This is a genomic window from Aureimonas sp. AU12 (genome assembly GCF_001463705.1).
Taxonomy (GTDB): domain Bacteria; phylum Pseudomonadota; class Alphaproteobacteria; order Rhizobiales; family Rhizobiaceae; genus Aureimonas.
This window is the reverse complement of the sequence record NZ_BBWH01000024.1, coordinates 188,366-215,311: the sequence shown is the minus strand read 5'-3', so window position 1 is coordinate 215,311 and position 26,946 is coordinate 188,366. Positions and strand designations below refer to the sequence as shown.

The following is a 26,946-nucleotide window of genomic DNA, read 5'->3' as shown; positions in this document are numbered from 1 at the left end:
GCATGGCCCCGCCGAGCCCCAGCACCACGGAAGCGGGCTGGAGGGCCACGACGGCGAGCGGATCGGCGCGGCGTCCATCGGCGGCGAAGACCCCGGCCTCCGAAGCCGCGGGGGCCGCAGCAGCCTCCGGCGACGGCCCGAACCCCGCGACGGTCACCGCCTCGCCGATCGTCATCAGCCGCATGCGGTCCGAGGCGAGCGAGCGCGCGACATCGCCGACGGCCAGAACCGTCGTCGCAGCCAGCACGATGCAGCCGAGCAGCCTCAACAGTCCCGCGATCCATCGCATACGCTATCCCTTCCGCCAGACGCCGCCCCGAAGTGGCCTCCAATCCATCCCGCTCGTCGCCGACCGTTCACCGCTCAATCAAACTTCCGCGTAAAAGCATTGGTCGCCCGACCATCCTCCCACAGTCGATCACCGGCTCATCATATGGCAAACCCGCCGTCCGTCTTCAACGCGGCCAGGCATTGGGACACCGCCGTTCAGAGCGGCGTCCGCCCTGACGAGAACGGTATGCGCTTTGCCCGGCCCGCACCGTGCGCAGCGTCCCAACCGGACTCCGGCACGCAAGGCCGCTACAGCGCCCCGGGAAATCACCCGCCGTCGCATTTAGGCGCTTGCCACGCGAGCCGTTCCGACGATAGAAGGCGCCGACCGGTCCGGGGCGCACCTCGGCGCGAAGGCTCGGGTTCTTGAACCCCGCGACGCGACGGCATGGAGGGGTGGCCGAGTGGTTGAAGGCGCACGCCTGGAAAGTGTGTATACGGGAAACCGTATCGCGGGTTCGAATCCCGCTCCCTCCGCCATTTAGCTCTAAGCTGTAATACTCCCGACGATCCGCTGATCGTGCCTGCCTTCCCTACGATACTAAGCTCGGAGAAATCGAACTCCCTGTCCTTTGTTCGATATTGTGTCAATTTATCGATCTTGAGAACTACGGAGGCGTGGCCCTTCATTCTGCGTAGATGAAACGGCACGGACGCATTTACTTTGACCCCCGCGTGTATGGCCATGATCGGTTGTCATCGCGAAGCGGCGTCGTTCGTCCCTCGCACGTTAAGAGTTCAACCCGATTTTTGCATTCCAAATCGGCTTGCAGCGATTGCGTTGCGGTCTACATTCCTTGTTGCCTCGGGTGCCAATGCACGAAGCGGAGCCGGATTTCGGTGAGGCAGGAGGGTCAAGGATGGCGATCTTTATCATCGGTCAGAAGAGCGATCAGGAGCGGCTTTGGATCGTCGATACTGAGAACAAGACGGTTGAACCCTTCGTCGCCGACGAAAGCGCTGACAACGAAGGGTCGGCCAGCCTGAGTGCGATCCCCACGCTGCGAGGGAACGGGTACACCGTGATCAGGGATATCGATGTCGCCGTGGTCGTCAACGAGTCCGAGGGCCCCGTCAGCCGCCAGTTCAGTTGAGGTCTGGCAGTCCGCACCATAGGATCCGAGATCGACTTCAACGCCGCATCAGGCGGCGTTGAAGTTTGTCGTACTGGTCGGTGCAAGTCTTAATCGCGCCACAAGATCTGACAGCCGTTCCGATTGAATGAAGTCGCTAGAGTTCCCTGGTTTCTAGCGTCTTGATCCAAGCAGGCGTTCTGGAGAGGGACCATTCGGGCTTCACGTCGGACCGCCTGTCGGGCAGACCTGTCATGACGTTCACCAGGCTCAAGGCATCGCGGCGCTTCAAGCCTGGCCCGCCCTGTTCGAGGATCGCGCGCAATTCTGCAGCTTTCGCCCCGCTGTAGCCCGCCTGTCGGATGACGGCACGCCAGGTTCGCAACTTGAAAAACAATGACCTGGCCGACGCCAAAAGCGCGGACGCTTCATCCCTCTGAAGTCGGCCCGACGACGACAGTGCCTCGATGGCAGCTTCGCAGTCGACCAGCGCCTGCGTCAGCGGCAGAAACCCGAGTTCTGCGGGAGCATGCAACTGCGCGACGGCGGCATCATCGTCGAGAAGGCCGCGAGCGTAGCGCTCCGCGATCTCGCCGATCGGCATCATCCCGAATGGCTTGCATTCAGCGGCGCGCAACGCGCCCATGGACGCCGCGCCCAGAACGACGACGCCTTGCGAGAGGGCGAAGAGGATTTCCTTGTGCCAGACGGCGGCCACCGTCTCGAACACGCCGTCGACGAGGCCAATGACGTTTGCGCCATCCAGAACGGCCGATTGCAGATCTCCCTGCCGGGCGGGCGGTCGAACGCGGATGCCCGTTCCCGCGAGATCGCAGCCGTGGAGGCTCGGGCCCGCAAAGAGGATCTTCACCACAGGCGCATCATGGCGTTGGCGGCTCGCGGCCCTGGTCTCCAGAACCGGTTCGTCGGCCGGTCCTCCAGCATCGGTGCGAACGCCTTGATGACCGAGATGTCCTGCCTTGCGCCTCCCAGGAATACGATCGGCAGGTCGACGATGCCGGTCCGGCGTAGCCGCATCGAGATGGCCTCGATCGTCTCCGTTGGAGTTGCGGACGCGCCGACGATCGACGCCGGGGCCATCGTGGCCGCCGGCGACCGCGATGCGTCGAGATAGACGTCGAGGGTTTTTCGAAGAGGCTCATGATAATCCCGGGGATCGAAGTCGTCCCTCGCGCCCGAAATGTTGGTGACGCGAGTTTGGACGGCTTCGGTGATCGCCCGCACGGCCGCATGAGGCGCGAAGGGATGGCAGCCCGATCCCGCCGCAAGGTCGAACTGTCGGTGGGGTGCAACCCGGGTGTCTCGAACCACCGCATGAATCACGGGAACACCGATCTCCGTGGTCAGGTCGAAGAGGTCGAGTTGAACGTCCGCATCGGCGAGATGCCCGCACAGCTGATGGATTGTGTGGCTCTCGAACGATGACGGATCGAGCCGCGAGCCAAGGATATGGCGGGGCGAGCGCAAGCTGAGGAAGGTCGTGGCGTCCCGCTCGATGAGTTCGCAGACCCCGTGCAGGACGGCTTCGTCGTCGTTGTTGCCGGACGCCAATCCGTTCGACGAGCGCACCAGACCGCCGAAGACCTGCGTCGTGTGATCCAGCCGGGCCGCCTCGAGAGGCACCCAAACCGGTCCGCCTCCGATGAACTGGCGCCCTCGAAGCCATTGCAGTTCGCGGTCATCGGGAATCGATGCCCCGTTCGCCATCTGGCGATGGGGCTCGAAGACACGATTGCCGCGGGCGATGAGATCGGCCTTCGTCGCGAGGTGGATCGGTGCGTCCGGTCGCTCCGCGATGGCATATTCCGCGGCCTCCATGATCGCGGAGGCGCGGGCTGCATCGTCGTCGATCCCCTTCCCCTGATTGACGGCCAGGGATCGCGAATTGGGGCGCATGGCGGCCCAGACCGGAATGCCGATGCGATCGAGACCGGTCTGCCTCGCAAGTCGCGTGATCCCGAGTTCTCGCCAATGCGGTTGGAGACGTCGGACGGTTTCGGCGGGGTCGCAGGTGCGGCCGAAATGGGAAGGATGGCCAATCGCGATCAAGCGTTTGCCGACAATGCGCGGTTCGTCGGCGCGCTCCTGCCGACAAGAGAGACGCAGAATTCACGGCTGGTCCAAGCGTCTAGGGCGGGCACCGCGATCACGACGTCGATGTTCCCCGAGATGTCGAGCCCGCCAACCCGAATGTTCTGCACTGGGTCTCGAAATTCGATGTCGGAGGGTCTGCCAACCCCGTCCGAAAGCGGACGAAGCATGATCGTAGCGGCGACCACGAGCCGGGGTTCGGCCTGATCCCTTTCAACGGTGAGGAGAACCGACCCCAAATCATGTCTCCATTTCGCCGACCATACAGGGGAATCGCTCCTGCATGGCGGCCAGCAAGGTCTCGGTGTCCCTAAGACAACACAGCATCGGGAAGGAGACTTGGCAACGGGTCGCGACAAGGACTGCCAAGCTTGAGGCCGACATCCTGGGTTGCGCCGACCTCGGCCGACGATCGCTTCCCGAAGGCCGGTCCCCCTTCTGCACCCGTGGGGCAGGAACTTATCGAGGGAGCAGCGTGCCCGATGAATCGCGATGGCTTCGAAGCCATTCAAGGAACGTCTGAACCTTCTTGTGGCGCAGGTGGTCACGCGGACAGACGATCCATTGCGTCACGATCGCGATCCGGGGCGGCTCCGCCACGGGGCAGACGAGGGTGCCGGACGCGAACTCGCGTTCCATCATCGTCATGCTTTCCAGGGCGATGCCCATGCCGCCGCAGGCGGCGTCGATGGCCATGTGGCTGCGATCGAAGAACAGGCGACGCCAGCGCTCGGCCGGAAGGACGCCGACCTCGGAGAACCAACGACCCCATTGGGCCTGCGACTTGACGGAGTGGATGAGCCGGTGGCGCGTCAGATCCTCGGGCATCAGGCTGCCGGCCGCCGCCAGTTGGGGCGCGCAAGCCGGCACGAAGGTCTCCTCGCCCATGCCCTCCACGAACAGGCCGGGCCACCGTCCGTCGCCGTGCCGGATCTCGACATCGACGATTTCGCGGTTGAAGTCCGTCGGCTCGTTCGTCCCGTCGATCCGGATCTCGATGTCGGGATGGAGGTCGAGAAACGTCTGCAGTCGGGGCAGCAGCCATTTGTTCGAGAGCGTCGGGGTGGCGCGCACGGTCAGCGAGGTGACGGACCGATAGCCGCGAATGGCCGACGTCGCCTCGCCGATCCGCCCGATCTCGTCGCTGATCGTCGCGAAGTACCGCTCCCCGGCTTCCGTCAGCGCGACACGGCGACCGGTCTTGTGCATCAGCGAGAGGCCCAGTTGTACCTCCAGCGCCTGGATCTGCTGGCTCACGGCCGATGGCGTGACCCCGAGTTCCTCGGCGGCCCGCGAGACGCTGCCGGCCTTCGCCACGGTATGGAACACCCAGATCGCTCTGACGGGAAGCTGCATGGCCTGCTCGGGAATCGGAGAAGGGAACGGGGTGATGGCGCCACGTGGGCGCCAACCTGAACCTTTAGGCAGACCAACAGACCGCGCAACACATCCGACGCTTTTCTAACGACGGGCGTGCCCGGCTTCGGCCGAACGGAGCCCATCTGCTTTGCACGGCGGCCGGCGGAGTCGCCAAGGTTGGAATGCCGTCCTATCGCTCGCCAAGCGCGAACGTCTGCCAGGGTTAGGCCACGGCTTCGACAGCCCTGCCGGGTGGAGTATCCAACGACTCCAAGGTTCTGGTCCCGCATATCGGCGCGATTGAAGCGTCGCGAATATGTAGCTGCGCTAAACGAATCCGAAAAAACTCTAAATTGCGCTAAGCGGTCGCCGCGTCATAGGTTCGCTGCCAAGGCCGACACCAAGTCTCGGCCATCAAGACCGGCGCAAGAGCCGGCGGAGGAAACCAGATTGCTGCCGTTTGTCGCCGTTCGCACGGCGCCGGAGCAGCGCGCTTGCGCCAAACCCTTCCACTCTTCGAACCCTGCCGCAGCCGGCGCGTGGTGCGAAGGCTTGTTCGAACCCGGCCCGGATCGCGTCCAGCGCGGACCGGATGACCCGTTCCCATGCTTCGAGGACCGTCATGAATCTCTACTCCCTGCTCGCCGCCCGCGCCGCCGAGGGCCGCCCTGTCCGCGTCGGCCTCATCGGCGCCGGCAAGTTCGGCTCGATGGTTCTCAGCCAGGCCCAGCGCATCGCCGGCTATCACATGGTCGCCGTCGCCGATCTCGACGTCTCGAAGGCACGCACCTCACTCGAGCGTGTCGGCTGGCCGGCGGAACGCTATGCCGCGAAGAGCGCCGGCGAAGCGGTTCGCGAGGGCACGACTTTCGTCACCGACGACGTCGCGGCCATGCTGGCCTGCGACGAGATCGACTGCGTCATCGAGGCGACGGGCCACCCCATCGCCGGCACGCGCCATGCGCTGGCCGCGATCGAGGCCGGCAAGCACGTCGTCATGGTGAACGTCGAGGCCGACGTCATGTGCGGACCGATCCTCGCCGAGAAGGCGCGCCAGAAGGGCGTCGTCTACTCCATGGCCTATGGCGACCAGCCGGCGCTGATTTGCGAACTCGTCGACTGGGCGCGCGCCACCGGCTTCGAAGTGACGGCCGCCGGCAAGGGCATGAACTTCGAGCCGCGCTACCGCTACTCGACCCCCGACACGGTCTGGGGCTTCTTCGGCTGGACCGACGAGGAGGTCGCGGCCGGCGACTTCAACCCGAAGATGTACAACTCCTTCACCGACGGCACCAAGGCCGCGATCGAGATGGCGGCTGTCGCCAACGGTACCGGGCTCGACTGCCCCGACGACGGGCTGGCCTTCCCGCCGTCCGGCCTGCATGATCTCGCCCGCGTATTCCGCCCGGTGGCGGACGGCGGCCGCATGGCCCGCTCCGGTCTCGTCGACATCGCCGCCAGCCAGGAGCCGGACGGGCGCGAAGTCTTCAACAACATCCGCTACGGCGTCTTCGTGACGATCAAGGCGCACAACGAGTATTCCCGTGCCTGCTTCAAGCAGTATGGCCTCCTGACCGATCCCTCCGGCTGGTACGGCTCCATGTGGCGCCCGTTCCACATCATCGGTCTGGAGACCTCGATCAGCGTGCTGTCCGCCGTCCTGCGCGGCGAGGCGACGGGCTCTTCGAAGGAGTTCCGCGGCGACGCGGTGGCGACCGCCAAGAAGGCGATGAAGCCCGGCGAGATGCTGGATGGAGAGGGCGGCTACGCGGTCTGGGCGAACGCCATTCCGGCAACGCGCAGCCTGTCGCTGAAGGCCCTGCCGATCGGCCTCGCGCATCACGTCAAGCTGAAGCGCCCGATCGAGAAGGACCAGATCGTCAGCTTCGACGACGTCGACCTCACCGCCGACCTCGACGTCGTCGCCCTGCGCAAGGAGATGGAGGAGAGCGATCGCCCGGCGCAGGTTTCGGCGGCGGCCGAATGAGCGAGGCGAGCACAACCTTCCCCGGCGCCTTCGTCGTCATTACCGAATTCCACGTGAAGGCGGACTCGATGGCGGCCTTTCTCGACGCGGCCTCGGACGACGCCCGGCATTCCATCGCCGACGAGCCCGGCTGCCGCCAGTTCGACGTCGTGGCGGTGGAGGGCGAGGCGAATGCGGTCGTCTTCTACGAGGTCTACGACGATCGCGCGGCCTTCGACCGGCATCTCGACGCGCCGCACCTGAAGCGGTTCCAGGCTGCCTTCCCCGCGCTCGTCGTGGACGAGCGCCCGGTCCGCTTCGCGGCAAGGCATCATCCCCATGGGTGAGACCGTCCGCCGGATCGGCTTCGTCGGCACCGGGATCATGGGCGGGCCCATGGCCCGCCGCCTCGCAGACGGCGGTTTCGAGGTCACCGCCTGGAACAGGAGCCAGGACAAGGCGGACGCGCTCGGCCGGTTCGGCGTCCGCCGCGCCGGCACTCCGAAGGACGCGGCCTTGAACGCCGATGTCCTCGTCTGCATGCTGAGCTCCGGCCCGGTCTGCGACGACGTTCTCTTCGGGGACGATGGCGCCGCGAAGGCGATGAAGCCGGGCGCGATCCTCCTCGTCATGAGTTCGATCGCACCGGACATGGCTCGGGATCAGGCTTGCCAGGCCGAGGCGCTCGGTCTTCGATACGTCGATGCTCCGGTATCGGGCGGGGAAGCCGGCGCCCGTGACGGGACGCTCGCCATCATGGCGGGCGGGCTGGACGATACCGTCTCGCAGCTGTCGGGCGTCTTCGCAGCGCTCGGCCGGCCGACGCATGTCGGGCCGGTCGGCGCGGGATCGCTGACCAAGCTCGCCAACCAGTTGATCGTCGCCACGACGATCGGCGCCGTGGCGGAGGCGCTCGTTTTGGCCGAGAGCGGCGGAGCCGATCCCGCCCGCGTCCGCGAGGCGCTCCTCGGCGGCTTTGCCGATTCCACCGTACTTCGCCAGCACGGACTGCGCATGGTCACGGGAGACTTTCGTCCCGGCGGCCCCGCCAAGTACCAGATCAAGGACACGGGGGCCGCGCTCGACGTCGCCCGTGCCTACACGCTCGACCTGCCGCTGGCGCGGACGGTCGATGCACTTTTCCGCTCGATGGTGGACAAGGGCGGGGGCGACCTCGACCACAGCGCCCTCATCAAGGAAATCAAACGCGCGAACGGCTTGGGAGAGACGGCGTCGCGCATCTGAGACAGAAGACCAACCGGGAGGAACCGCCATGATCCACAAGCTTCTCAGCGCATTCGCCGCTGCCGCGATGCTTCTCTGCTCGTCGACGATGCTCAAGGCCGAAACGCTCACGCTATCGACGCCGGACTCGGACATTTCCGAGATTACGATCGCCGCCAACCACTTCGCCGACCTCGTCTCCAAGAAGACCAACGGCGACCTGACGATGAAGGTCTTCGCGAACGGCACGCTCTACGGCGGCGATCCGTCGGCGGCGGTCAAGCAGCTTGCGGGCGGCTCGCTCGATGCGCTCGTGCTCTCGACCTCGCTCTATGCGACCTTCGAGCCGAAGTTCTCGGCCATCGCGATCCCCTATCTCTTCAACGACGTCGACCAGCTTCGTGCCTATCTTGCCGGCGCGCAGGGAGACATGTTGCGCACCGAGCTCTCCGGCATCGGCATCGAGGCGGTCGACCTGTGGTCCCGGCCCTTCCGGCAGATCACCAACTCGAAGCGGGTCATCCGCGCGCCCGCCGACATCAAGGGCCTGAAGCTGCGCGTGCCCAACAACCCGCTCTGGGTGAAGTTCTTCGGCGCGATGGGCGCGGCGCCGACACCGATGGCCTTCGCCGAGGTCTACAACGCCCTGCAGCTCGGCGTCGTCGACGGCCAGGAGAATCCGGTCAACGTGCCTGTCAGCGCGCGGCTCTACGAGGTCCAGAAATACCTCACCATGAGCAACCACATCGCCGATGCCTGGGTGCTCGGCTTCAACCCCGCCCGCTTCGAGGCCTTAAGCGAGGCGCACAAGACGGCGATCCGGGAGGCGGCGGTCGAGACGGAGACTTGGAAGGCCGAGAACGATGCGGCCGACATCGCCAAGTCGCTGGACACGTTGAAGAGCAACGGCATGGAGATCACCGAACTGCAGCCCACCGAGCGCGACGCCTTCGTCGGCGTGGCGCGGACCCTCTACGGGGACTTCGCGGGCCTCGTGAAGGACCAGGCGTTCTTCGACGCCACGCTGGCCTTCGTCGGCAAGAACTGACCGCCGTGATGATCGGACCGGACGGGCGTGCGTAGCGCCTTCGCCCGGTCCGCCCCCGGTCGATGTCGCGAAAGGACCGCCTCCTCCATGTCTTCCAGACTTCCCAATCTCGGCACGGCCGTCAGGATCGTTGCGGATGTCGCGGCAGGTCTTGCCTGCGCCGGCATTCTCGTCGTGGTGCTGATGCAGGTGGCCGGGCGCCTCCTCGGCCATCCCCTTCCGTGGACGGAGGAAGCCGTGCGCTTCCTGTTCATCTGGATGGTGTTTCTTGGCCTCGCCGCCGGTTTCCGCACCGTCGAGAGCGCGCGCGTCGTGGTGTTCCTCGCCTATGGCCGCCGCGTGTTCCAGCATCTCGCCGTTCCAATCTATGTCGGATCCTCGGTTCTCTTCTTCGTCCTGATGGGCTGGACCGGCATGACGCTCGTATGCCAGCAGATCATGATGCGGGAGACCGCGGCGACCGTGCCGATCCCGATGTGGATGATCGGACTGATCATGCCCGTGTCATCGGTGGTCGCGATCCTCGCCATCGTCGATTCCCTTCGCACCCGCTACGACCTCATCGCCCTGCCGGAACCCGGCCTTCCGCAATCGAGCGAGGCGATGTCCACCCATGCAGACCTGAGCGCGGAGATCCGTCCATGATGAGCCTTTCTCTCCTCGTCGTCTTCCTCGTGCTTGCGGTGGTCGGCGTGCCTCTGGCCGTGGCGCTCGGCCTCGCCAGCGTCCTCGTCCTCGCCCTCTTCACCTCGATGCCGCTCGACCTCCTGTCGCAGACGATGTTCTCGTCGATGAACTCCTTCTTGCTCGTCGCCGTGCCGCTGTTCATCCTCGTCGGCGCCGTCATGGAGAAGGGGCGCGTCGCCGAGCGCATCTTCGACTTCGCCGAAGCGCTGGTCGGCTGGCTTCCGGGCGGGCTCGGCCATGTCAATGTCGCCTCGTCGGTGATCTTCTCGGGCGTCTCCGGTTCGTCCGTCGCCGACATCGCCTCGGTCGGCGCCATCGAGATCAAGGCGATGGAGCGCCATGGCTTCCCGAAGGGCTACGCCGTCGGGATGACGCTCTGCACCGCCACGCTGTCCTCGATCATCCCGCCCTCGATCCTCGTGGTCATCGCCGGCTCGATCGCCAACGTCTCGATCGGCGCCTTGCTGGTGGCGGGCCTGGTGCCGGGGCTCTTCATCGCCTTGGCCTTCATGGTCTTCAACCACTTCTACTCCGTGCATTACGGCTACAATCCGCCGTCGCCCTTCGTGCTGCGCAGGGTCCTCGTCACCGGCCTCGGCGCCATCCTGCCGATGCTGACGCCCGTCATCCTCATGGCCGGCATCGCCAGCGGCCTCTTCACGCCGACGGAAGCGGCGGCGGTCGCGGTGGTCTACGTGCTCGTGCTCGGTCTTCTCGTCTACCGGACGATCCCGCTGTCGGAGGTGCCGGAGATCCTCATTTCCACGGCGCGGATTTCCGGCACGATCCTCTTCATCGCCGCGACCTCGCAGGTCGCCGCCTGGATCTTCACCTACGAGGATCTGCCCTCGAAGGTGGCCGTGCTGCTCGACGCGATCAGCTACGGGCCGGTCTCCGGCCTTCTCATCATCTTCGCCTTCCTCCTCCTCATCGGCATCTTCATGGAGGCGATCCCGGCCATGTTCATCATGATCCCGGTGCTGATGCCCTCCGCCCTGTCGCTCGGCATCGATCCCATGCACTTCCTGATCGTGACCGTGATGACCCTGACGCTGGGTCTCGTGACACCCCCGGTCGGCGTCTGCCTCTTCGCGGCGGCCCAGGTCTCTGGCATGCGGGTCGAAGACGTCATTCGGGGGTCGCTGGCGCCGATGAGCGTCCTGACGATCGCAATCTTTCTCCTGGTCCTGTTCCCAATTCTCACGGTCGGGCCGATCCGCTGGCTGGGACTGTACTAGGCGGGATCGATGATCGGCCTTCCCGGTTGACGTGATCGTTGGTTCAGAGGGCTCCGGGTCGAGACGCGGAGCCCTCGGTGCCGCTTGAGCGCAACGAACGGATCGGCAGGCAATGGAAGAGGATCTCGGTGGAGTACGGTGCATCCCCGCTCCAGCCGTTGGGGCCATGTCCGCGTGTGGGAGTACGTGTTCGAGCACTCATCGCCGACCGCGAAGACAACACCTGATGCTCGGCAGCACCATCGTTCGAGCCCGCCAGCCGGCAGCCCGCGGAAAACGGATCATGCCCCCTGGCGTTCACCCAGGGTGGACTGGTCGCCACGTTCTACAGGCTCGCCGACGCCAAGCCGGCGATCCGACCCGGGCCCGCGCTGGATCGACGGCCAACAAGGGCAAGCCGTCGGGGCCGACACGGCGTCTGACAGCCGCGCCCGGCCATGGCCTCGTTCGAAAAGGCGTGCGCCGACCACCATCATATCGCAGGGTGAACTGTTACAGTCCGATGGTATGGAACAGGTCTGACCGGACAATCACGTCCGATCAGCCGTATCGAGATGCGGAAGCGATCTCCGTCACGCCTATGGACGATGGCCGCTCGCATGTGGCCATCATGGAGCCGATTCATGAAGCTGGTCTACCTCGTTGCTGCGCTGGTCTTGAGCTTGTTGCCAGTGCAACTCCACGCTCAGGAAACACACTGGCCGTTGGACGAAGGCGTCAAGTCTCCGCACAAGGCGCTCTCCGTGCCGTCGAACCTGTCGCCCGTATCGGAATCGCTCACCGCCATGCTGAATGCGGGCGGGACCGTCATCAGTTCCTACGTCGCCACATCGGGTCCGGTGGTAACCTTGCGCCTGCGCGAGACCTATCTGATCTGTCTGTTGCAGGGGGTCAATCCTGCGACCGATCAGACCGTCGCCACATCGGAATGCTACGCGCTGAATTGAGCGTCGGGCGGCAAGACGAAGTGACGTGCGGCGACCGCTCGTTCGCTGACGCCCTACCCATCCGGCCTGAGCCGCTTTCCGAACCGTGCGGCTAGTCCGCGTGCCGACGGGCAGCCATGAGCAAAATGCCTTCGATCGATCGGAGATCGCGGAAACAGGTCGGCGTCATCGCTGCCCCGAGGATCAGAAACACCGGATCGTGTCCTTGCCGTCGGCAGCGGTGGCCTCTGGCTCGCGACGAACCGACGAGGTCGGCCGTCTCGGGTCAGGCTCCATGGATCAACACCGTTCGATCCGCTTCAGGCTCCGGCAAGGCAGTTCAAGCGGCTTGTGCCGGCTGGCGGGGCGAGCAAATCGCACCGCTGCCGCCCGCCGTTCCTTGCCAGCGACCACGGCAAGCTGTGGGTCGATGACCGCGAGATGCCGAGCGAGATCATCGTCGTCATGCGCAACGGGCTGCGTTGGCGAGATCCGCCGAAGGACTACGGGCCGCAGAGACGCTGCACAGCCGCGGGAAGCGCTGGGGAGAGATGGGAACGTCCGTGCGCAAGCTAAAAGGGCTCGCCGCCGCGGTTGCCGAGCCGAAGACGGTGATGATCGACGCAGCCGCCCTGAAGGCGCAGCGCCTGCCCTCGAACCTTCGGGGTGAGCGGAGGCGTCGTATGGCCGATCGGCCATGCCAAAGGCGGCTTGATCATCAACGATCCACAGCGTCGCCGATGCCGATGGCGGCGCCTTGAGGTTTTTTCAGACCTGCCGATCAAGTCAACGATGCCCCCGGACGGCAGCGTTTCTGGACGATTTGCCCTAGGCGCCATGGTTGCTCGGCGACCGCGGCTCGGACGTCGATCGGTTCCGTGACGCCGTGCATGAGAAGAGCATCAAACGCTGCATTTCCAGGCGAAGGCCTCGCAATTCCCGATGCGCCACGACAAGCATCGCGACTTACATCCCAACCGCATCGAGATCCTGCTCGGCCGCCTCCTGGACTGCCAGCGGGTCGCCACCGATACCGACCGATGCACCGATGGCCTTGTTCCCCCCGTCGCATTCGCAGCCATTGCCCCGTTGCGAATCCGACCAAAGCGCCAGATCCTAGCGAGCCAACCGAACCTGGTTGATGGCTCGCGCAATTCCCGAGAACGCGCTCAGCAACTTACTGCTGTTTGAAGCATCAAAATAATGTTTGGCGTCGCTGGCGCATGTTTCCAACATGGATTTGGCGACCGTGTTATCGACCATGAACGCGACTGTAAAAATCTCGATCTTCTTGGACTTGGCGTATGAGCAGATCGAAAGCGTATCGCTATTGGTCTGGTTCACCTGCGTGGTGGCCGTGGAAGCGTTTGAACTCAAGGAAATGTGCCGTCCGTCACCGGAGTTGAAGCGAAGCGTGTTGTCCCCATCCGTCATCAGGATCAGAACCTTGCGCGGATCGACATTCTCGTCATCGTAGTCGGCAGCATCCGTCAAAGGTTCGGGCGGCGACAAGACATTCTGGCCCCAGATCATACCGGCAGGGATATAGGTGTATGGCTTGTAGCCGCCGACATTGATGACCATCCCATCGATCGCCTTGACGAGCGCGGCCCGATCTTTCGTGAGGGTGACAATGGGGTTCAGGCACTTCTGGCTTGTCTCCAGATAACCGGGATAGCGGATACCCGGCGAGAGGTCGTTGAGCCGCGAAGTCCCCGTTTTTCGAGATCCAATGCAGCCGTACCACTTGTAGTAGGTCGGATTTCCACCACCAGAGCATGACTCATACGGTGTGACCGTCTTGTCCACTTCGGCGACCGGACACCCGCCCCCACAGCTTCCGGTCTCAGCAACTCCATCCACGTATCGCGTGCACGAATACGTTGGATTCTTGTCGACCGGACAGCTTCTTTTCGTTGACAAGATAACGCACTTGCGCTCAGCCGGCACCACAGAATAATCGCTGCCCACATCCAGCCAAGACGCATTCCGATACTGTGTGCCGACATTGACATAATCGGCATACGGGACAAGTCCGATTCTCACAGGACTGTCTTCGTCCGTGATCAGCGCATTGACGAGTTCGCGTGCCGCCTGCTTGAGCGTGTTGATCTTCGTGACGCCACCGGCGTCCGTCTCCGACATCGACCAGGTGTTGTCGAGAACGAGAGCGAGTTCAACGTTGCGAACAGGCGAGCGCATCGCCTTGGTCTCGGTTCCCAGTGTCATCGAAGACAACCGAGCCAGTTGCATGAACGTGAGGGGCATGGTCCCGGACGCCGCGAGTTCGATCTCTTCCGGGGTCGCAGTCGTGACTTTGACGGCGATGTGGTCGACATTGGTGTTCGACATGTTGGCCAGAAGATAGGATGTGGCCAGTTTCGCGAGCGTTTGACTGTCCTGCTCCGTGGACGCGGCCAGCGCAAGAGCGGCCATGTCGGTGGCGTTCTGGAGTTTGGCCTGCGCCGAATAGTACCGTGCCGCGTCCACTCCGAAGCCGACGGCCAGGATGAGGGGCACCGCCATGAGGGCTGTCAGGATGGCGAAGTTGCCGGATTGATCGGCGAGAAAGCGGCGCAACATCGATGCGGCGTCCTGAGAGTGAGTGTGAGGGCGGCCCTAGCAGTTCGGGCACAGGATGGCCGCCCGCCCACGAGGCCGGGCGTAGACGGTTTCGCTGAGGTTGAAAGTCCCGGTGGTGACGAAACGTGTCAGCGGGGCATAGGCATAAGTCGACTCTGCGATGACCAGCGACTTTTGCTCCGGCGTGGTCAGTCCCGGAGGAAGCGAGAAGGTCGAGCCGGCCTTTCGCTTCGTCATTCCGCGTGCCGACGACCAGGCCACCTTGGCAAGACCGTTGGCATCGATGGTTAGGACAGAGACCGAGATCGCAAGCGGCTTTGACTTGTAAGGCTGCAGCACGGCATCGGCCGCCGTGAAGTACTCGACCACCTCTTCGGGATTGAGCTTGACCGACTGAGCGACGAGATCGGCGACAACACCCGTTGCGTGCTTGATCTTTTGATTGCAGGTCAACGCGAGGGTTAAGTCGACACCACCGAAATACAGGACGATGAGCACGGGCGCGATGATGGCGAACTCGACCGCTGCAGAACCCGAACGAGTCCGAAGGCTGCGCGACACAACCCCATCATGAAGCGACTTGACGATACTCTTCATTGGAAAGGTTCGGTCTTGAAGACATCGACGGCAACCAGCATGTGGTTGCCGTCGGGCACGTTCGACAGATACGTGCGCATGAGGTCGGTATGCACCGGCCATTCGTAAAAGACCCTCAAGGCCATGATCTGACCGGGTGTCCCCCACTCATAGGTGAAGCTTCCGACGTCAAGCGCGTCGTCTTTCATGGGAATGACGGTTGGAATATCCGAGAACCGACTGTAACTTCTGAGGTCGACGCTGAGCTTCTGACAGTTGATCCGAAGTGGAACTGCCTGACACACGCGCTTCCGCAAGTCATCGGATGAAAGTTGTGCGCCGGCAACCTCGCCGGTCCGCACCGTGCGGCCAACGCGGGCCACGGCATTCTCAAGCGTCAGTTCCCCGATGAAGACCGAGGCCGTTTCGAGAACGGCAAACGTCAGGAGAAAAAACGGCAACGCAAGGAGAGCAAACTCGACCGCGATGGCGCCCCCTGTCTCGTGAGCTGTAAATTTGAACAGCCCGCGAAAACGGCCGATAGCCTTGACAGCACCTTGGCGACCATTTGTGCGCCGTTGCCCCATTGGATGATAATCCACCTTCGTTTCGAAGTGGACCATATATTATGGGTATGAATCATATTGTAATACACAATGAAACCATGTCGTTTTATTCGACTTTTTGCCGCGACAAAAGTATATATTGGTTCACATTATAACCTTAGATTTTTGAATATAACCTTTGGTTATTTTTTGTCTCTGCGTTGCCAGCACATGCTCGCAGACGTCGGTATGACGCCACCGGCTGAAGGTCGATGGACCGTCTTCCTTTTGCCGGCGCGCTCCAGCAGATGGCGTTCGCGCACCGAGACGCACAACCGACAAACATCCATTGACGACCAAGAGGTCGTTGGAGATCGTTCGGCCGGTATCTCCAACCTCGCCCGGAAGCGGCCGCGACATCCTCTTCCACGGCTCGGCATCACACTCGTCGCGCTGGGCCGCCATGGACGGCTCCGCGTTTCAGCACGCAGCCCTCTCCATCAACGATCAAGGCGAGTGCGAAGCGCGAATGTCGATCCGTCGTGGATGTGGAGCAGCACCACGAATGGCAATGACAACAGTCTTGCTGGGCCTGATCATTCAGGGGACACAATGCGGCATCGGTCCGTCAGCGATTGCTGCGCGTCCCGGCACGAAAGCAAAAGCCGAGCGCGTCCGTTCGGCATCCTTTGTGCCGCATTCGACTGCAACGATCGAGGCCGTGGATCGCCCGAAGATCTTCTCATGGCCACGCGGGCGACTAGTCCTCAAACGTTCTCAGCCGAAACCGAGGTCTGCTGCGCGCCGGGTCCACTCCTCCTTCGACCGCGTCTTGATGTCGAACTGGTCGCGGGTTCGCGCATAGGTGTGGCCGCCCATGCGGCCGACGACGTCCATCAGTTGCTGGTCGATGTGGAGGTTCGACGGGTCGATGGCATCGCTGCGCACGAAGAGGCCGACGACTTCGCCGAGGATGATTTCACGGGCGGGGCTAACGCGCAGCACCGTGTGGAGGCGGCATTCGAGGGCGGCGGGCGCGGCCAGAATGCGCGGGCTGCGGACCATCTGGCCGGGCGCCGTTTCGAGACCGGCTTCCGCGAGTTCGTCGACCTCGGGCCCGAACTTGATCGCGCAGATCTCCATCTGGTCGACGAGGGCATTGTCGACGATATGGACCGTGAACTCCCTGGTCTCGTCGATGTTGCGGGCCGTGTCCTTGAAGCTGAGATCGGCCTGATTCTCGACCCCGATCGCGACGATCGCGGGATCGTGGGTGAGAACGTTGAAGAAGCTGAACGGGCCGGCATTGGCGCGGCCCTCCCGGCTCATCGTGGTGACGAGGGCGATGGGGCGCGGGATCACTGTGCCGATCAGGAGCTTGTAGCGCTCGCGTTCGGTCAGCTTGGCGAAGTCGAAATGCGTGTGAGGCGTCGGCGTGTTCATCTCAGGCTCCCGTCGCGACGCGGTGGGTTTCGAGCGGCGTGTGGCGGCTGAGGTTTTCGAACCCGTCCGCGGTGACGACGTAGAGATCGCCGATGTTGCAGCCGGCCGACAAGGGCTCGAGCCATTGCGTGTGGAGGACGAAGACCATGCCTTCCTCCATCCGGTCGTAGTTGTGCGAGGAGATGTTGAAACTGTTCTGCCCACCGGCCATACCGACGGAATGGCCGAGATTGGGATTATGGGGCCCGTGCGTCGCCGGATAGACGTGCATGAGCTTGCGGCCCTGCGCCTCCCAGTCGGCGTCCTCGACATACTGATGCGGGATCAGCCGGGCTCCCCCGTCCGGCATCGGCGCCCAGTTGTAGGGCATGGTCCGTGCCTCCGGCGAGGTGAGCAGTCCCCGTTCGATCATCGGCTCGAAGGCGGCGTTGTTGACGTCGCGCATCAGGGCGCCCGGCCGGATCAGCGTCTCGGCGCGCTTGACCCCTTCCGTGCAGGCGGCCAGCACCAGTTCCTGCCGATCGGTGATCCCGCCGACCGCGATCATTCGGGCGGTCTGCGCGGTGTAGCCGCGATAGGTGACGTTGGAGATGTAGAGGTTGACGAGGTCGCCCGGCCGAACGACGTGGCCGTAGGGTTTGCCGCAATGGGTGCCGAAGGCGTTGATGCCGATCTGGTAGCCGTCGCCGGTCTCGCCGCCGAGCGCGAGTTGGGCTGCGGTGAAGGCGGCGTAGATCTCGTGGTCGGTCACGCCCGGGCGCGTCACGTGATAGGCGGCCTGCGTGCCGATGCTGATCAGTTGCGCTGCGGCGCGGAACATTTCGATCTCGCGCGGCGAGCGGACCTTCTGCATGCGGTTGAGAATGGCGTTGTCGGTGACGAACTTCGCCTTGGGCAGCATCTCGTCAAGGGCCGCCCAGAAGGTCAGGGCCGTGCGATCGCCGAGCCGGCCGATCTGGCCCTTCGCCAACCCGAGCCGATCGAGGATCTCCGCACATTTTTCGGCGGTCTTCACGACGGAATCGCCGGGACGATCGGCATATTCGCGGCCGATCGGGCCGATCTGCCAGATCTCGTCGACGAGAACGGGCTCGCCGCCCGGTGGCAGCAGCACGGACTGCGTGAAGAAGGACAGGAGCACCAGCGCCTTGTCGGCGTCGGTCGGGATGATCAGCACGCCCTCGCGCATCCAGTCGCAGATGTAGCGAAGATACGCGTTCGAGGCATGGAACCAGCCGACGCTCCCGGCATGCACGACGATGGCGTCGTGCCCGGCCTCGACCGCCTGACGCCGGACGCGGCGAAGGCGGTCCTCGAACTCCTCGACGGGCAGCGGCATGGGTGCGGAAAACGGGAAGTCCGGCTCGAAGTCGGCCAGCAGCGATCCGATGCGCAGGGCGCCTGCGGTCGTCGAACGCGTCGTCATGAAAGTCGTATCCTTGAGGGTCATGCGGTGGGTAGGTTGGAGCCGGCGGTCGGCGATCAGGCCTGTCGCGGCGGGGCGAGAACGCGCCGGGCGACGAGCATTCCGACCAGCGTCAGCGCGATGAGGATGCCGGAGATCGCGGCGACGCGAACGTCGAGCGACTCTTCGATGAGCGCGAACATGCGCAGCGGCAGCACCGTGGTCTGGGCGTCGGCCAGGAACAGCGAGACCGAGACGTTGTCGAGCGACTGGATGAAGACGAGGAAGGCGCCGGCGAGAATGCCGGGCATGAGGAGCGGCAGGGTCACCCGGCGCAGCGTCGTGAACCAGGTGGCGCCCATCGTCGTCGAGGCCTCCGCGAGCGACGGGTTGAGCCCTTGCGCGACGACGGAGGCCGCGCGGTACATCAGCGGACCGAAGACCACGATATGGCCGGTCACCGTCAGCCAGAGCGAGGGCTGGACGCCGACGAAATTGGCGACGATCAACGCCGCCAGCCCGTAGACGAGGCTCGGCAGCACGAGGGGCGCGAGCAGCAGGGGTTCGATCGTTCCGACCGCGCCGCCGCGCATGCGCGTCATTCCGATCGTGGCGGGAACCGCGAAGAGGAGGGTTCCCAGAACCGCGAGGCCGGCGATCTTCAACGAGTTCCAGGCCGCCAGATGCTCCGTCGCGGACCGGACGGGATCGAGCAGCGCCTGGTACCAGCGCAGCGAGAAGCCCTCCGGCGGGTATTTGAGCGTCTGGCCTGAGGTGAAGGACATCGTCAGCGCTATCGCGATCGGCGCGATGAGATAGAGGAGGCACAAGGCGCCGAAGCCGTAGACGAAGGCCTTGTACAGCAGCACCGGGACCGGATTCTCGCGGGCATCACGCATGGCCGACCAACCTTCTGTGGCGGGAAATCATCGTCATCGCGACCAGGAGGCAGCCCGTCGACAAAAGCAGGACCACGGCGATGGCCGAGGCCAGCGGCCAGTCGAAGAGCGTGCCGACCTCGCGATAGATGAGCTGGGGCACGTAGACGTTGCGGGCACCGCCGATGACAGCCTGGGTCACGAAGGAGCTGCTGGTGCTGGCGAAGACGAGGATCCAGCCCGCCAGCAGGCCCGGCAGCATCAGCGGCAGGAGCACCGTCGCGGCGATGCGCCAGGGGCCGGCCCCGGACACCTCGGCCGCCTCGGTCAGGGGGACCGGTGTGCGCGACAGGATCGCGATCAGCGGCAGGATGATCAGCGGCAGGTCGATCTGCACCATCGCCATCACGAGGCCGAGCTCGGTGAACATGAGGCTGATCGGTCGCCCGGTCAGGCCGAGGGCCAGAAGCGCCTCGCTGATCGGTCCCTGCCGTCCGAGAATGACGATCCAGGCGAAGGTCCTGACGACGTTGCTGGTCAGCATCGGGATCAACGTCAGGAAGACGATGACCTGACGCACGGTCCGGCCGCTGTGCCAGTAGAGCAGCGCGATCGGCACGCCGAGAAGGGTCGTGCCGGCGACCGTTTCCAGGCCGAGCCGGGCGGTGTTGACGAGGACGCGAAAGTTGAACGCGTCCCCGAAGAACCGGACGTAGTGAGCGAGGGTCGGCCCGTCCGGGCCGGTGAAGCTGAAACCGACGAGAACGGCGAGCGGCGTTGCGAAGAACGCCACCGACAACAGCAGCATCGGGACGACGTAGGGAAGGCCGCTCGCCTTCATCGTCCGACCTCAGCCCGCGACCAGCGCGTCGAACGTCCGGATCCAGCCCGCCCGGTTCCGGTTGATCCCGGCCCAGTCGGGATAGGTCATGCCGGCGAGCTGATCGCGCGTGACATAGGCCTCGATGCCGGGCGTCAGAGCAACCTCGCGGTTGGTCGGGAACATCTCGGTCGGCGGCATCTTCAGCTTGTCCTGCGCCGCCTTCGAGATCGCCGCGTCCATGTAGGCATAGGCGGCGTCGAGGTTCCTGGCGCCCTTGGTCAGGTGGATGTTGACGGGGGCCGCCGGGGCGCCCGTCTCCGGATGGACGAACTCGGCATTCAGCCCCATCGATTTCAGGCGGGCGACATTGCCGGTCGAGCACATGAAGACGGCGATCTCGCCCTGCTGGAACAGCGTCATCTGGTGGTTGGTCGAGTCGACGACGCCCTTCAACTGCTCGGGATGGTCCTTGAACAGCTTGAAGACGGCATCCATGTCGCTCGGGCCCGAGCCGTAGATCTTGGCGATCTCGGTATAGGCCATGACCGCGGTGTTCGAGGCAAAGCCCGTCCACGACACCTGGCCGGCATAGGCGGGGTTCTCGAAGAGGTCGCGGTAGCCCTTCGGCCGCGGCACGAGATCGGGATTGTAGGCGATGCCGTTCACCTCGATCGTGACGGTCGGGCCGTACTCGCCCTGGAAGGCGGAATCGAGCAGGCCCCAGTTCTTCAACCGGCTGGGATCGATCTTCTGGATGATGTCGTTCTCGACCGCGATCGCCATCTGGCCGGGCGACATGAGCAGCGTGTCGTAGGGCGGGTTGCCCGGGCTCGCCATGACCTTGGCCAACTGGTCCTGCGCCATGGCCGGCGCGACCGTCAGCCCGTAGCCGGCCTCCTGCACGAGCGGCGTCAGGACCGTGCGATAGCCGTCCTCCCAGTTGCCGGGGAAGGTGGCCGCCACGGCGGTTTCGCCCGCGGCCCGTGCCGCGAACGGCAGGCTCGACGCGGCGGCCGCGCCGGCAAGGAGCCAGCCGAAATTGCGGCGGGTGATGTTGAAGTCATGCGTCATGGGGAGCACCTCGGGTTCGTTGGCGTCGTCGGGGAAAAGCGGGTCTCAGGCATCGGCCGGGAAGGCATGGCAGCGCGCGGCATCGATCTCGGCGAAGACGCGGGTTCCGGGCTCGGGAATGAACGTGCCGGGCCCTCGCGTCTCGGACGCGCGCAGGCCGGTGCCGTCGTCGAGGACGAGGTCGTGGACGAGCGAGGGGCCAAGCGGCACCGAAACCGTGACGCGGGCCGGCAGCGCACCCGGGCTGGGCTGGGCGGAGAGGCGAACCTCCTCGGGCCGGAACGTGATCGCGACCTTCGAGCCCGCCATGAAGTTCAGGCGGTGCGGCAGGCGCAGGCTCGTCTCGCCGGCAAGACCGATCAGCGTGCTCTCGCCGTCGGTCTCGACAACGGTTCCATCGATGCGGTTGGCCTGCCCCATGAAGGTGTTGACGAACAGCGTCTTGGGCTGGTCGTAGACGGCCATCGGCGTGTCGATCTGCTCGACATGGCCCTTGTTCATCAAAACGAGGCGGCTCGCCAGACTCTGTGCCTCCTCCTGATCGTGAGTGACGATCAGTGTCGTGATGCCGAGGGTGCGCTGCAGATGGAGCAACTCCACCTGAAGGTCGAAGCGCAGGGCGCGGTCGAGGGCGCCGAAGGGCTCGTCGAGGAGGAGAAGCGAGGGACGCCCGGCGATGGCGCGGGCGACGGCCACGCGCTGCTGCTGGCCGCCGGAGAGTTCGCGCGGCAGGCGGTTCGCATATCCGTCCAGCCGGACGAGCGCCAGCATTTCCTCGACGCGGGCCTTGCGCTCGGCTCGCGGCATCTTCTGGCAGGCAAGCGGATAGGCGATGTTCTCGGCGACGGTGAGATGCGGAAACAACGCGTAGTTCTGGAACACCATGCCGATGCCGCGCGAGCGCGCGGAGACATGGGCGAGGTTCTCGCTCCCCAGCACGATCGTTCCGGATTTGGGCTGAATGAGGCCCGCGACGGCACGCAGGACCGTCGACTTGCCGCATCCGCTGGGGCCCAGCAGCGCGACGATCTCGCCGGCTTCGATGTCGAAGGCGACATCGGTAACGGCGTTCTGTCCCCCATAACTATGACTGAGACCCTGAACGCTCAGCCGCTTGCGATGGATCGTGTTGGCGGTTTGAAGCATTCGGCTTGTCCCATCCTGGGGCCCGGCCGCGCACGGTGCCTCTGGCCGCGCCGTGAGGCGGGAAAGCGGCTGACCGGATTGTGCTGCGGCGATCGTGTCCATGCCACACACCCAGCAAGGAGCGTGCCAAACGGGCCTCCTCAGCCGATCTGGCGATGCATCCTGCTGAAATCACTAGATATAATATAATACCGTCATCTTCGATATTCATTTTCGAAACAGATTGCGCATGGAAATTCGAATGATCTAAGTGATAAAAGCATCACCAGATGCGTCATTTTTTGAGCAATCTCGGCGAACCCGTCATACTCGCGATCTCCGAGACAATGTCGTCACCCAAACAAGCCCAAACCTGATCCGGAACGAGATGCTGTCTTGATCACCGAACTGTAGAAATTATGTGCGAAAGCAGATACGGACGATTGCAGGGGCCAGAATTTCCGATCTAAAGCAGCGGTTTATCACGATCCGGCAGATTGGCATGGCTCTTGCGTAGAAGATCTCGACACTTCCGTCGGAACGAGAAGGCGAGATCCCATGACGAGCATTCAAGTGATGCAGACCCGCTGGCTGGCCACCACCCTCATGGCGCTCGTGGTAGCCGCGCCCCTGGTCATCAGCCCATCCCGGGCCGCAGAACCAACACCGGCTGCTGCTGCCATCGACATTGCCAAGCTGCCTGGCGTCGTCCTCACCCCGAAGCTCGCCGATGCCCTCCCGGCATCCCTCAAGTCGTCGGGCGTCCTCAAGGTCGCGACCGATCTCACGCCGCCGATCAGCTTCCACGCCGATGACGGCGGGCTGGTCGGCATCGACGCCGATCTCGCCGAGGCGATCGGCATCATCCTCGGGCTGAAGATCGAGATGACCGATGTCGGCGCGGGCGCAGCGATCGTGCCCGCGATCCTCTCCAAGCGGTTCGACATCTCCATGTCGGGGATCAACGACGATCCCGAGCTGGAAAAGCAGGTCGACGTCATCGACTACATGTACGACGCGACGACGATCATGACGATCAAGGACAACCCCTTGGGGATCAGGGGCATGGCCGACCTCTGCGGCAAGCGGGTCGCCGTGCCGGTCGGCACGTTCCAGGCGCGGCTGGTGGATGCCGCCTCCGCCAGGTGCTCGACGCCGATCGAGATCCTCTCGATCCCGAAGATGCCCGACGTCCTCCAGGCCGTGCGGACGGGACGCGCCGACGCCACCGTCAACGGCTATGCGACCAGCGTCTACACCACGCAAAATCAGATCGGCAAAGGCAAGGGCCTGGAGGCGCTGGCCGATGTCCGCCTCGCCGTCGGCTATCTCGGCATGCTGACCGCCAAGGACAATCCGCAGCTCCGGGACGCCGTGACCGCCGCCCTTCAGCAGATGGTCGATGCCGGCGCCTACGGATCGATCATGACCAGATGGGGCCTCGGACCGCTGGCGGTGACGACCGTCAAGGTCAACGATGCCGCCAGCATGCCGGTGGAGTGAGGCCATGTCGCTCTCCGCCGCGTCCTCTGCGAGCTTCGCCGCCGCGCCCCCAGTCCCCCGCGCCCTCCAGCGGGGGCAACTGGCCACCGGCGGCGTCGCCCTCGCGATCCTTGCAGGGCTGGCTTTCGTCCTGACGCAGAGCCAGAGCGTCCAGTGGTCCGAAATCCCACGATACCTGGTTCACCCCTCGATCCTGGCCGGGGTGGTTATGACCCTGCAGCTGACGATCGCAGCCATGGTCTTCGGGATCGTCCTCGGGTGCCTCGTCGCATTGATGGCGACGTCGCGGAACCTCGTCCTGAAGATCCTGGCCGCCGGATTCGTCTGGTGGTTCCGAGGCGTTCCGCTCATCGTGCAGGTGTTCTTCTGGTTCAACATCGCGCTCTTCATCCCGCAGATCGGGTTCGGGTCCTACGCGATCTCGATCAACGACCTTGTGACGCCGGCGCTTGCGGGGTTCCTTGCCCTCGGGCTGCACGAGGCCGCCAACATGGCGGAGATCATCCGGGGCGGGCTTATCGCCATCGACCGCGGCCAGCGCGACGCCTCTGCCGCTCTGGGTCTGAAACCCCGGCAGACCTTCCTCGCGATCGTGCTGCCACAGGCCTTGCGGCTCGTCGTTCCTCCGACCGGCAACCAGGCGATCGGCATGCTGAAGGCCAGCGCGATCGTCTCCGTTATCGGCATGCAGGATCTGCTGACGCAGGCCCAGCACATCTACGCCCGCAACTTCCTGGTGATCGAACTCCTGTTCGTCGCCTCCATCTGGTACCTCGCGCTGACCACCGTCGCCTCGCTCGGCCAGCACGTCCTCGAGCAGCGCCTCCTGCCCGCCGATCGCGGCGCCGCGCCCAAGGCGAAGGCGCGCCGCGATGCGACCTGAGCCCAACGCCGCGCCGTTTCGCGGCCGCCCCCCGGCATCGCCCCGGCCGCCTCCGACCGGTGCGCATGACGCGCCGTCCCATCGTCCCCTGCGAAAGACACTGACATGAAACTCGGCATCGACGGGCTGAAGCTGCCCGAGGCGAAGAAGCGGGGGCCTCTCGCCAGCCTCGACCACGTCAAGGCGCTCGGCCTGTCCGGCATCTTCTTCAGCACGGTGCTCGACATGAGCCCGACGCTCGACCGCGGCCTCTTGAGGGAGATCCGGTCGAAGGCCGACGAACTCGGCCTCTACCTCGAAAGCGGCGTCGGCAAGATCAACCCCTATTGCAGCGCGGAGGCACCGGAGTTCCGGGCGATCGGCGGCGGCGACATCATCGCGGGTTTCACCCGCATGATCGAGGCGAGCGCCGCCATCGGCTGCCTCGAGCTGTGGGTGTCGCCGGGCAACTTCAAGCCGGCCTATCCCGGCCGCCTCGCCAACGACCGGTTCCGGACCGACGTCGGCTGGGACGAGCAGCTGGCTGGCATCGAGAAGGTTCTACAGCGGCTGGCGCCCGTCGCCCGCGACCACGGCGCCCATCTCAACATCGAGACCCACGACGAGATCACCTCCTTCGAGATCGTCCGGCTGATCGAGGCGGTCGGCCCCGACTGCGTCGGAGCGGTCTTCGACACGGCGAACGGATTGCAGCGTGCCGAGCATCCGGTCTTCGCCGCGCGGCGTCTGGCACCGTACATCCGCCAGACGCACATCAAGGACGCCTATGTCGGGCGCGCCCCCGGCGGTCTCGACTTCCAGACCCGGCCGTGCGGAACCGGCATCGTCGATTTCGCCGCGATCCTGCCGATTCTGGCAAAGGCCAACCCGGCGCTGAACCTCTCGCTCGAAGTCGCGCAATCCACCGAAGACAAGCGTCGCGCGGCCAATCCGCGCCAGTGCATCGAGATCGACGATCCCGTCTGGCGCGCCGGGCATCCCGATCTGACGGCCGAAGAGCTCGCCGCCTACATGGCGATGATCGACGCCTACGAGCAGCGGGTCGCGTCGGGCGCGGTTCCGGACTGGGAAGCCTTCGAGGCCAGCCAGTACGGCTACCCGACCTACGAGCACCAGTCCTACGGTTTCAATGAGGCCGTCGGGTTCATCCGCCGGTCCGCCCAGCACATCGAGCGCCTCTGCGCCGACCAGGGCATCGCCCTCTCGGCTGCCGACGGGCAGCGGAAGGCAGCTTAGAGATCCTCAATCCCGCGCGCGGCGTGCCGATCGTTTCGCACGCCGCGCCGCAACCGACTTGCGCAGGAGTGAAGCAATGGAAAGAAAGGGGTCGCGACAGGCTCGAAGCGATCGACGAATGCCGTCGATCGTCGCACGTGGATTGAAGACGCCCATGAAGAAGACACGCGGCCCAACCAACAAGACGATGCCGGCCGGCCCGACCGCGGCGGATGCGACCGACGGCAACGACGACATCTCCGAACGCATCCGCGCGACGCTTGCGGGGGCCATCGGAGAGGGCGCGTTGAAGCCGGGCACCAAGATTCTCGAAGAGGCCATCGCGGAGCATTTCGGCGTCAGCCGCACCGTGGTGCGCGGCGCGCTCGGCGTTCTGGAAAGCGACCATCTCCTCGATCGCAAGCGGAACCGTGGCACCTTCGTCGCGGAGCCCAGCATCGAGCAGGCGAGGAACCTCTTCGAGGCCCGCCGCAAGATCGAGGGGCTGCTCCTCGACCTCGTGGTGGAGCGGGCGACGCCGGAGCAGTTCGAGCATCTCCAGCGGCTCACCGACGACGAGGAGCACATCCATCACCATGGCGACGAGAAGTCGAAGACGGTCCTCTCCGGCAAGTTCCACATCGCGCTCGCGGAGATCGCCGGCAATCCCGTCCTGACCGAGGTCCTCTCCAAGATCGTCGCCCGTCTCTCGCTGGTGATGTCGCTCTACGAGGACGAGCGCAAGGACGACTGCGGCGCCGACCACCACCGCATGATCGTCGCGGCGCTTCGGGCCAAGGACGTTGGCAAGGCGCGCGAGCTGATGGACTTCCATCTCGCGGACATCGAAAGCCGCGTCCGTCTGACCGAAGGCCAGAGCGACCGCCACGCCTTCATGGCCGTGCTCGAAACCTTCTCCTGAGGCGCGGGCGA

Annotated in this window: 25 protein-coding genes and 1 tRNA gene; 13 read left to right on the top strand and 13 right to left on the bottom strand. The window is 64.7% G+C overall.

From position 1 onward, the window contains the following. Nucleotides 1-289, bottom strand: a 289-nt coding sequence (locus AUL33_RS10230) for a hypothetical protein (protein WP_156419353.1), incomplete at its 3' end; no start/stop codon positions are given. A gap of 431 nt (nt 290-720) precedes the next feature. Between AUL33_RS10230 and AUL33_RS10225 the strand changes: the two genes are divergently transcribed. Both AUL33_RS10225 and AUL33_RS10220 read left to right on the top strand, forming a co-directional pair. Then, nucleotides 721-810, top strand: a tRNA-Ser gene (locus AUL33_RS10225). 380 nt (nt 811-1,190) lie between these two features. Further along, nucleotides 1,191-1,424, top strand: a complete 234-nt coding sequence (locus tag AUL33_RS10220) for a hypothetical protein (protein ID WP_062207219.1) — start codon at nt 1,191-1,193, stop codon at nt 1,422-1,424. A gap of 136 nt (nt 1,425-1,560) precedes the next feature. Here the strand turns inward: AUL33_RS10220 and AUL33_RS10215 are convergent, their stop codons facing one another. The 3 genes from AUL33_RS10215 to AUL33_RS10200 all read right to left on the bottom strand — a co-directional run bounded on the left by AUL33_RS10215 (nt 1,561) and on the right by AUL33_RS10200 (nt 4,871). After that, nucleotides 1,561-2,274 (bottom strand): TfuA-like protein, encoded by a 714-nt coding sequence (locus tag AUL33_RS10215; protein ID WP_082652496.1) that lies wholly within the window; start codon nt 2,272-2,274, stop codon nt 1,561-1,563. Further along, entirely contained in the window at nt 2,271-3,473 is a 1,203-nt protein-coding gene (locus tag AUL33_RS10210; protein ID WP_062207217.1) for a YcaO-like family protein, read from the bottom strand. Before AUL33_RS10210 ends, AUL33_RS10215 begins: the two co-directional genes overlap by 4 nt. Nucleotides 3,474-3,974: 501 nt before the next feature. Continuing rightward, nucleotides 3,975-4,871: a LysR substrate-binding domain-containing protein gene (locus AUL33_RS10200; protein ID WP_062207213.1), complete on the bottom strand. Its 897-nt coding sequence runs from the start codon at nt 4,869-4,871 to the stop codon at nt 3,975-3,977. Between the two features lie 625 nt (nt 4,872-5,496). Between AUL33_RS10200 and AUL33_RS10195 the strand changes: the two genes are divergently transcribed. The 7 genes from AUL33_RS10195 to AUL33_RS10165 all read left to right on the top strand — a co-directional run bounded on the left by AUL33_RS10195 (nt 5,497) and on the right by AUL33_RS10165 (nt 11,984). After that, entirely contained in the window at nt 5,497-6,861 is a 1,365-nt protein-coding gene (locus tag AUL33_RS10195; RefSeq protein WP_062207211.1) for an NAD(P)H-dependent oxidoreductase, read from the top strand. Then, a complete protein-coding gene (locus tag AUL33_RS10190; RefSeq protein ID WP_062207209.1) occupies nt 6,858-7,187 on the top strand; it encodes a putative quinol monooxygenase in 330 nt (109 codons plus the stop codon). Before AUL33_RS10195 ends, AUL33_RS10190 begins: the two co-directional genes overlap by 4 nt. Beyond that, nucleotides 7,180-8,085: an NAD(P)-dependent oxidoreductase gene (locus AUL33_RS10185; protein WP_062207207.1), complete on the top strand. Its 906-nt coding sequence runs from the start codon at nt 7,180-7,182 to the stop codon at nt 8,083-8,085. The genes AUL33_RS10190 and AUL33_RS10185 overlap by 8 nt, the downstream gene beginning before the upstream one ends. A gap of 28 nt (nt 8,086-8,113) precedes the next feature. Then, nucleotides 8,114-9,112: a DctP family TRAP transporter solute-binding subunit gene (locus AUL33_RS10180; RefSeq protein ID WP_062207205.1), complete on the top strand. Its 999-nt coding sequence runs from the start codon at nt 8,114-8,116 to the stop codon at nt 9,110-9,112. An 87-nt stretch (nt 9,113-9,199) separates the two neighbouring features. Beyond that, nucleotides 9,200-9,757, top strand: a complete 558-nt coding sequence (locus tag AUL33_RS10175; RefSeq protein ID WP_062207203.1) for a TRAP transporter small permease — start codon at nt 9,200-9,202, stop codon at nt 9,755-9,757. Then, nucleotides 9,757-11,037 (top strand): TRAP transporter large permease, encoded by a 1,281-nt coding sequence (locus AUL33_RS10170; protein WP_062207251.1) that lies wholly within the window; start codon nt 9,757-9,759, stop codon nt 11,035-11,037. The genes AUL33_RS10175 and AUL33_RS10170 overlap by 1 nt, the downstream gene beginning before the upstream one ends. Nucleotides 11,038-11,660: 623 nt before the next feature. Beyond that, nucleotides 11,661-11,984, top strand: coding sequence for a hypothetical protein (locus AUL33_RS10165; protein WP_156419352.1), 324 nt, complete (start codon nt 11,661-11,663; stop codon nt 11,982-11,984). Nucleotides 11,985-13,079: 1,095 nt separating this feature from the next. Here AUL33_RS10165 and AUL33_RS10160 read toward each other — a convergent pair. From AUL33_RS10160 to AUL33_RS10120, 9 genes are all read right to left on the bottom strand, one after another. After that, complete coding sequence (locus AUL33_RS10160; RefSeq protein ID WP_062207200.1) at nt 13,080-14,546, bottom strand: TadE/TadG family type IV pilus assembly protein; 1,467 nt, start codon at nt 14,544-14,546, stop codon at nt 13,080-13,082. Between the two features lie 36 nt (nt 14,547-14,582). Further along, nucleotides 14,583-15,143, bottom strand: coding sequence for a TadE/TadG family type IV pilus assembly protein (locus AUL33_RS10155; protein ID WP_062207198.1), 561 nt, complete (start codon nt 15,141-15,143; stop codon nt 14,583-14,585). Next, nucleotides 15,140-15,724 (bottom strand): TadE/TadG family type IV pilus assembly protein, encoded by a 585-nt coding sequence (locus AUL33_RS10150; RefSeq protein WP_192843172.1) that lies wholly within the window; start codon nt 15,722-15,724, stop codon nt 15,140-15,142. Before AUL33_RS10150 ends, AUL33_RS10155 begins: the two co-directional genes overlap by 4 nt. A gap of 720 nt (nt 15,725-16,444) precedes the next feature. Then, on the bottom strand, nt 16,445-17,110 hold the full coding sequence (locus AUL33_RS10145; protein ID WP_062207194.1) for a flavin reductase family protein: 666 nt from the start codon (nt 17,108-17,110) through the stop codon (nt 16,445-16,447). A gap of 1 nt (nt 17,111) precedes the next feature. Continuing rightward, the gene (locus tag AUL33_RS10140; RefSeq protein ID WP_062207192.1) at nt 17,112-18,536 is read right to left on the bottom strand and encodes a Xaa-Pro peptidase family protein; all 1,425 of its coding nucleotides are present in this window, start codon (nt 18,534-18,536) and stop codon (nt 17,112-17,114) included. Between the two features lie 56 nt (nt 18,537-18,592). After that, a complete protein-coding gene (locus AUL33_RS10135) occupies nt 18,593-19,414 on the bottom strand; it encodes an ABC transporter permease (RefSeq protein ID WP_062207190.1) in 822 nt (273 codons plus the stop codon). After that, on the bottom strand, nt 19,407-20,234 hold the full coding sequence (locus AUL33_RS10130; protein WP_062207189.1) for an ABC transporter permease: 828 nt from the start codon (nt 20,232-20,234) through the stop codon (nt 19,407-19,409). The genes AUL33_RS10135 and AUL33_RS10130 overlap by 8 nt, the downstream gene beginning before the upstream one ends. A 9-nt stretch (nt 20,235-20,243) precedes the next feature. Continuing rightward, nucleotides 20,244-21,287 (bottom strand): extracellular solute-binding protein, encoded by a 1,044-nt coding sequence (locus tag AUL33_RS10125; RefSeq protein WP_062207187.1) that lies wholly within the window; start codon nt 21,285-21,287, stop codon nt 20,244-20,246. Nucleotides 21,288-21,332: 45 nt separating this feature from the next. Continuing rightward, a complete protein-coding gene (locus tag AUL33_RS10120; RefSeq protein WP_062207185.1) occupies nt 21,333-22,433 on the bottom strand; it encodes an ABC transporter ATP-binding protein in 1,101 nt (366 codons plus the stop codon). 585 nt (nt 22,434-23,018) lie between these two features. Between AUL33_RS10120 and AUL33_RS10115 the strand changes: the two genes are divergently transcribed. The 4 genes from AUL33_RS10115 to AUL33_RS10100 all read left to right on the top strand — a co-directional run bounded on the left by AUL33_RS10115 (nt 23,019) and on the right by AUL33_RS10100 (nt 26,935). Then, nucleotides 23,019-23,915: an ABC transporter substrate-binding protein gene (locus tag AUL33_RS10115; RefSeq protein ID WP_374754419.1), complete on the top strand. Its 897-nt coding sequence runs from the start codon at nt 23,019-23,021 to the stop codon at nt 23,913-23,915. A gap of 4 nt (nt 23,916-23,919) precedes the next feature. Continuing rightward, a complete protein-coding gene (locus AUL33_RS10110) occupies nt 23,920-24,798 on the top strand; it encodes an amino acid ABC transporter permease (RefSeq protein WP_062207180.1) in 879 nt (292 codons plus the stop codon). A gap of 105 nt (nt 24,799-24,903) precedes the next feature. After that, nucleotides 24,904-26,034 carry a sugar phosphate isomerase/epimerase family protein gene (locus AUL33_RS10105; RefSeq protein WP_062207178.1) on the top strand — a complete coding sequence of 377 codons (1,131 nt, stop codon included), beginning with the start codon at nt 24,904-24,906 and terminating at the stop codon, nt 26,032-26,034. Between the two features lie 187 nt (nt 26,035-26,221). Then, nucleotides 26,222-26,935 carry a GntR family transcriptional regulator gene (locus AUL33_RS10100; protein ID WP_374754418.1) on the top strand — a complete coding sequence of 238 codons (714 nt, stop codon included), beginning with the start codon at nt 26,222-26,224 and terminating at the stop codon, nt 26,933-26,935. The last annotated feature ends 11 nt before the right edge of the window (nt 26,936-26,946 follow it).

Excerpts from the sequence above, each read along its gene's own strand:
- AUL33_RS10220 (WP_062207219.1), top strand. The coding sequence starts at position 1,191 with ATGGCGATCTTTATCATCGGTCAGAAGAGCGATCAGGAGCGGCTTTGG.
- AUL33_RS10200 (WP_062207213.1), bottom strand. The coding sequence starts at position 4,871 with ATGCAGCTTCCCGTCAGAGCGATCTGGGTGTTCCATACCGTGGCGAAG.
- AUL33_RS10195 (WP_062207211.1), top strand. The coding sequence starts at position 5,497 with ATGAATCTCTACTCCCTGCTCGCCGCCCGCGCCGCCGAGGGCCGCCCT.
- AUL33_RS10190 (WP_062207209.1), top strand. The coding sequence starts at position 6,858 with ATGAGCGAGGCGAGCACAACCTTCCCCGGCGCCTTCGTCGTCATTACC.
- AUL33_RS10185 (WP_062207207.1), top strand. The coding sequence starts at position 7,180 with ATGGGTGAGACCGTCCGCCGGATCGGCTTCGTCGGCACCGGGATCATG.
- AUL33_RS10180 (WP_062207205.1), top strand. The coding sequence starts at position 8,114 with ATGATCCACAAGCTTCTCAGCGCATTCGCCGCTGCCGCGATGCTTCTC.
- AUL33_RS10175 (WP_062207203.1), top strand. The coding sequence starts at position 9,200 with ATGTCTTCCAGACTTCCCAATCTCGGCACGGCCGTCAGGATCGTTGCG.
- AUL33_RS10170 (WP_062207251.1), top strand. The coding sequence starts at position 9,757 with ATGAGCCTTTCTCTCCTCGTCGTCTTCCTCGTGCTTGCGGTGGTCGGC.
- AUL33_RS10165 (WP_156419352.1), top strand. The coding sequence starts at position 11,661 with ATGAAGCTGGTCTACCTCGTTGCTGCGCTGGTCTTGAGCTTGTTGCCA.
- AUL33_RS10160 (WP_062207200.1), bottom strand. The coding sequence starts at position 14,546 with ATGTTGCGCCGCTTTCTCGCCGATCAATCCGGCAACTTCGCCATCCTG.
- AUL33_RS10155 (WP_062207198.1), bottom strand. The coding sequence starts at position 15,143 with ATGAAGAGTATCGTCAAGTCGCTTCATGATGGGGTTGTGTCGCGCAGC.
- AUL33_RS10145 (WP_062207194.1), bottom strand. The coding sequence starts at position 17,110 with ATGAACACGCCGACGCCTCACACGCATTTCGACTTCGCCAAGCTGACC.
- AUL33_RS10140 (WP_062207192.1), bottom strand. The coding sequence starts at position 18,536 with ATGACGACGCGTTCGACGACCGCAGGCGCCCTGCGCATCGGATCGCTG.
- AUL33_RS10135 (WP_062207190.1), bottom strand. The coding sequence starts at position 19,414 with ATGCGTGATGCCCGCGAGAATCCGGTCCCGGTGCTGCTGTACAAGGCC.
- AUL33_RS10130 (WP_062207189.1), bottom strand. The coding sequence starts at position 20,234 with ATGAAGGCGAGCGGCCTTCCCTACGTCGTCCCGATGCTGCTGTTGTCG.
- AUL33_RS10125 (WP_062207187.1), bottom strand. The coding sequence starts at position 21,287 with ATGACGCATGACTTCAACATCACCCGCCGCAATTTCGGCTGGCTCCTT.
- AUL33_RS10120 (WP_062207185.1), bottom strand. The coding sequence starts at position 22,433 with ATGCTTCAAACCGCCAACACGATCCATCGCAAGCGGCTGAGCGTTCAG.
- AUL33_RS10115 (WP_374754419.1), top strand. The coding sequence starts at position 23,019 with ATGGCGCTCGTGGTAGCCGCGCCCCTGGTCATCAGCCCATCCCGGGCC.
- AUL33_RS10110 (WP_062207180.1), top strand. The coding sequence starts at position 23,920 with ATGTCGCTCTCCGCCGCGTCCTCTGCGAGCTTCGCCGCCGCGCCCCCA.
- AUL33_RS10105 (WP_062207178.1), top strand. The coding sequence starts at position 24,904 with ATGAAACTCGGCATCGACGGGCTGAAGCTGCCCGAGGCGAAGAAGCGG.
- AUL33_RS10100 (WP_374754418.1), top strand. The coding sequence starts at position 26,222 with ATGCCGGCCGGCCCGACCGCGGCGGATGCGACCGACGGCAACGACGAC.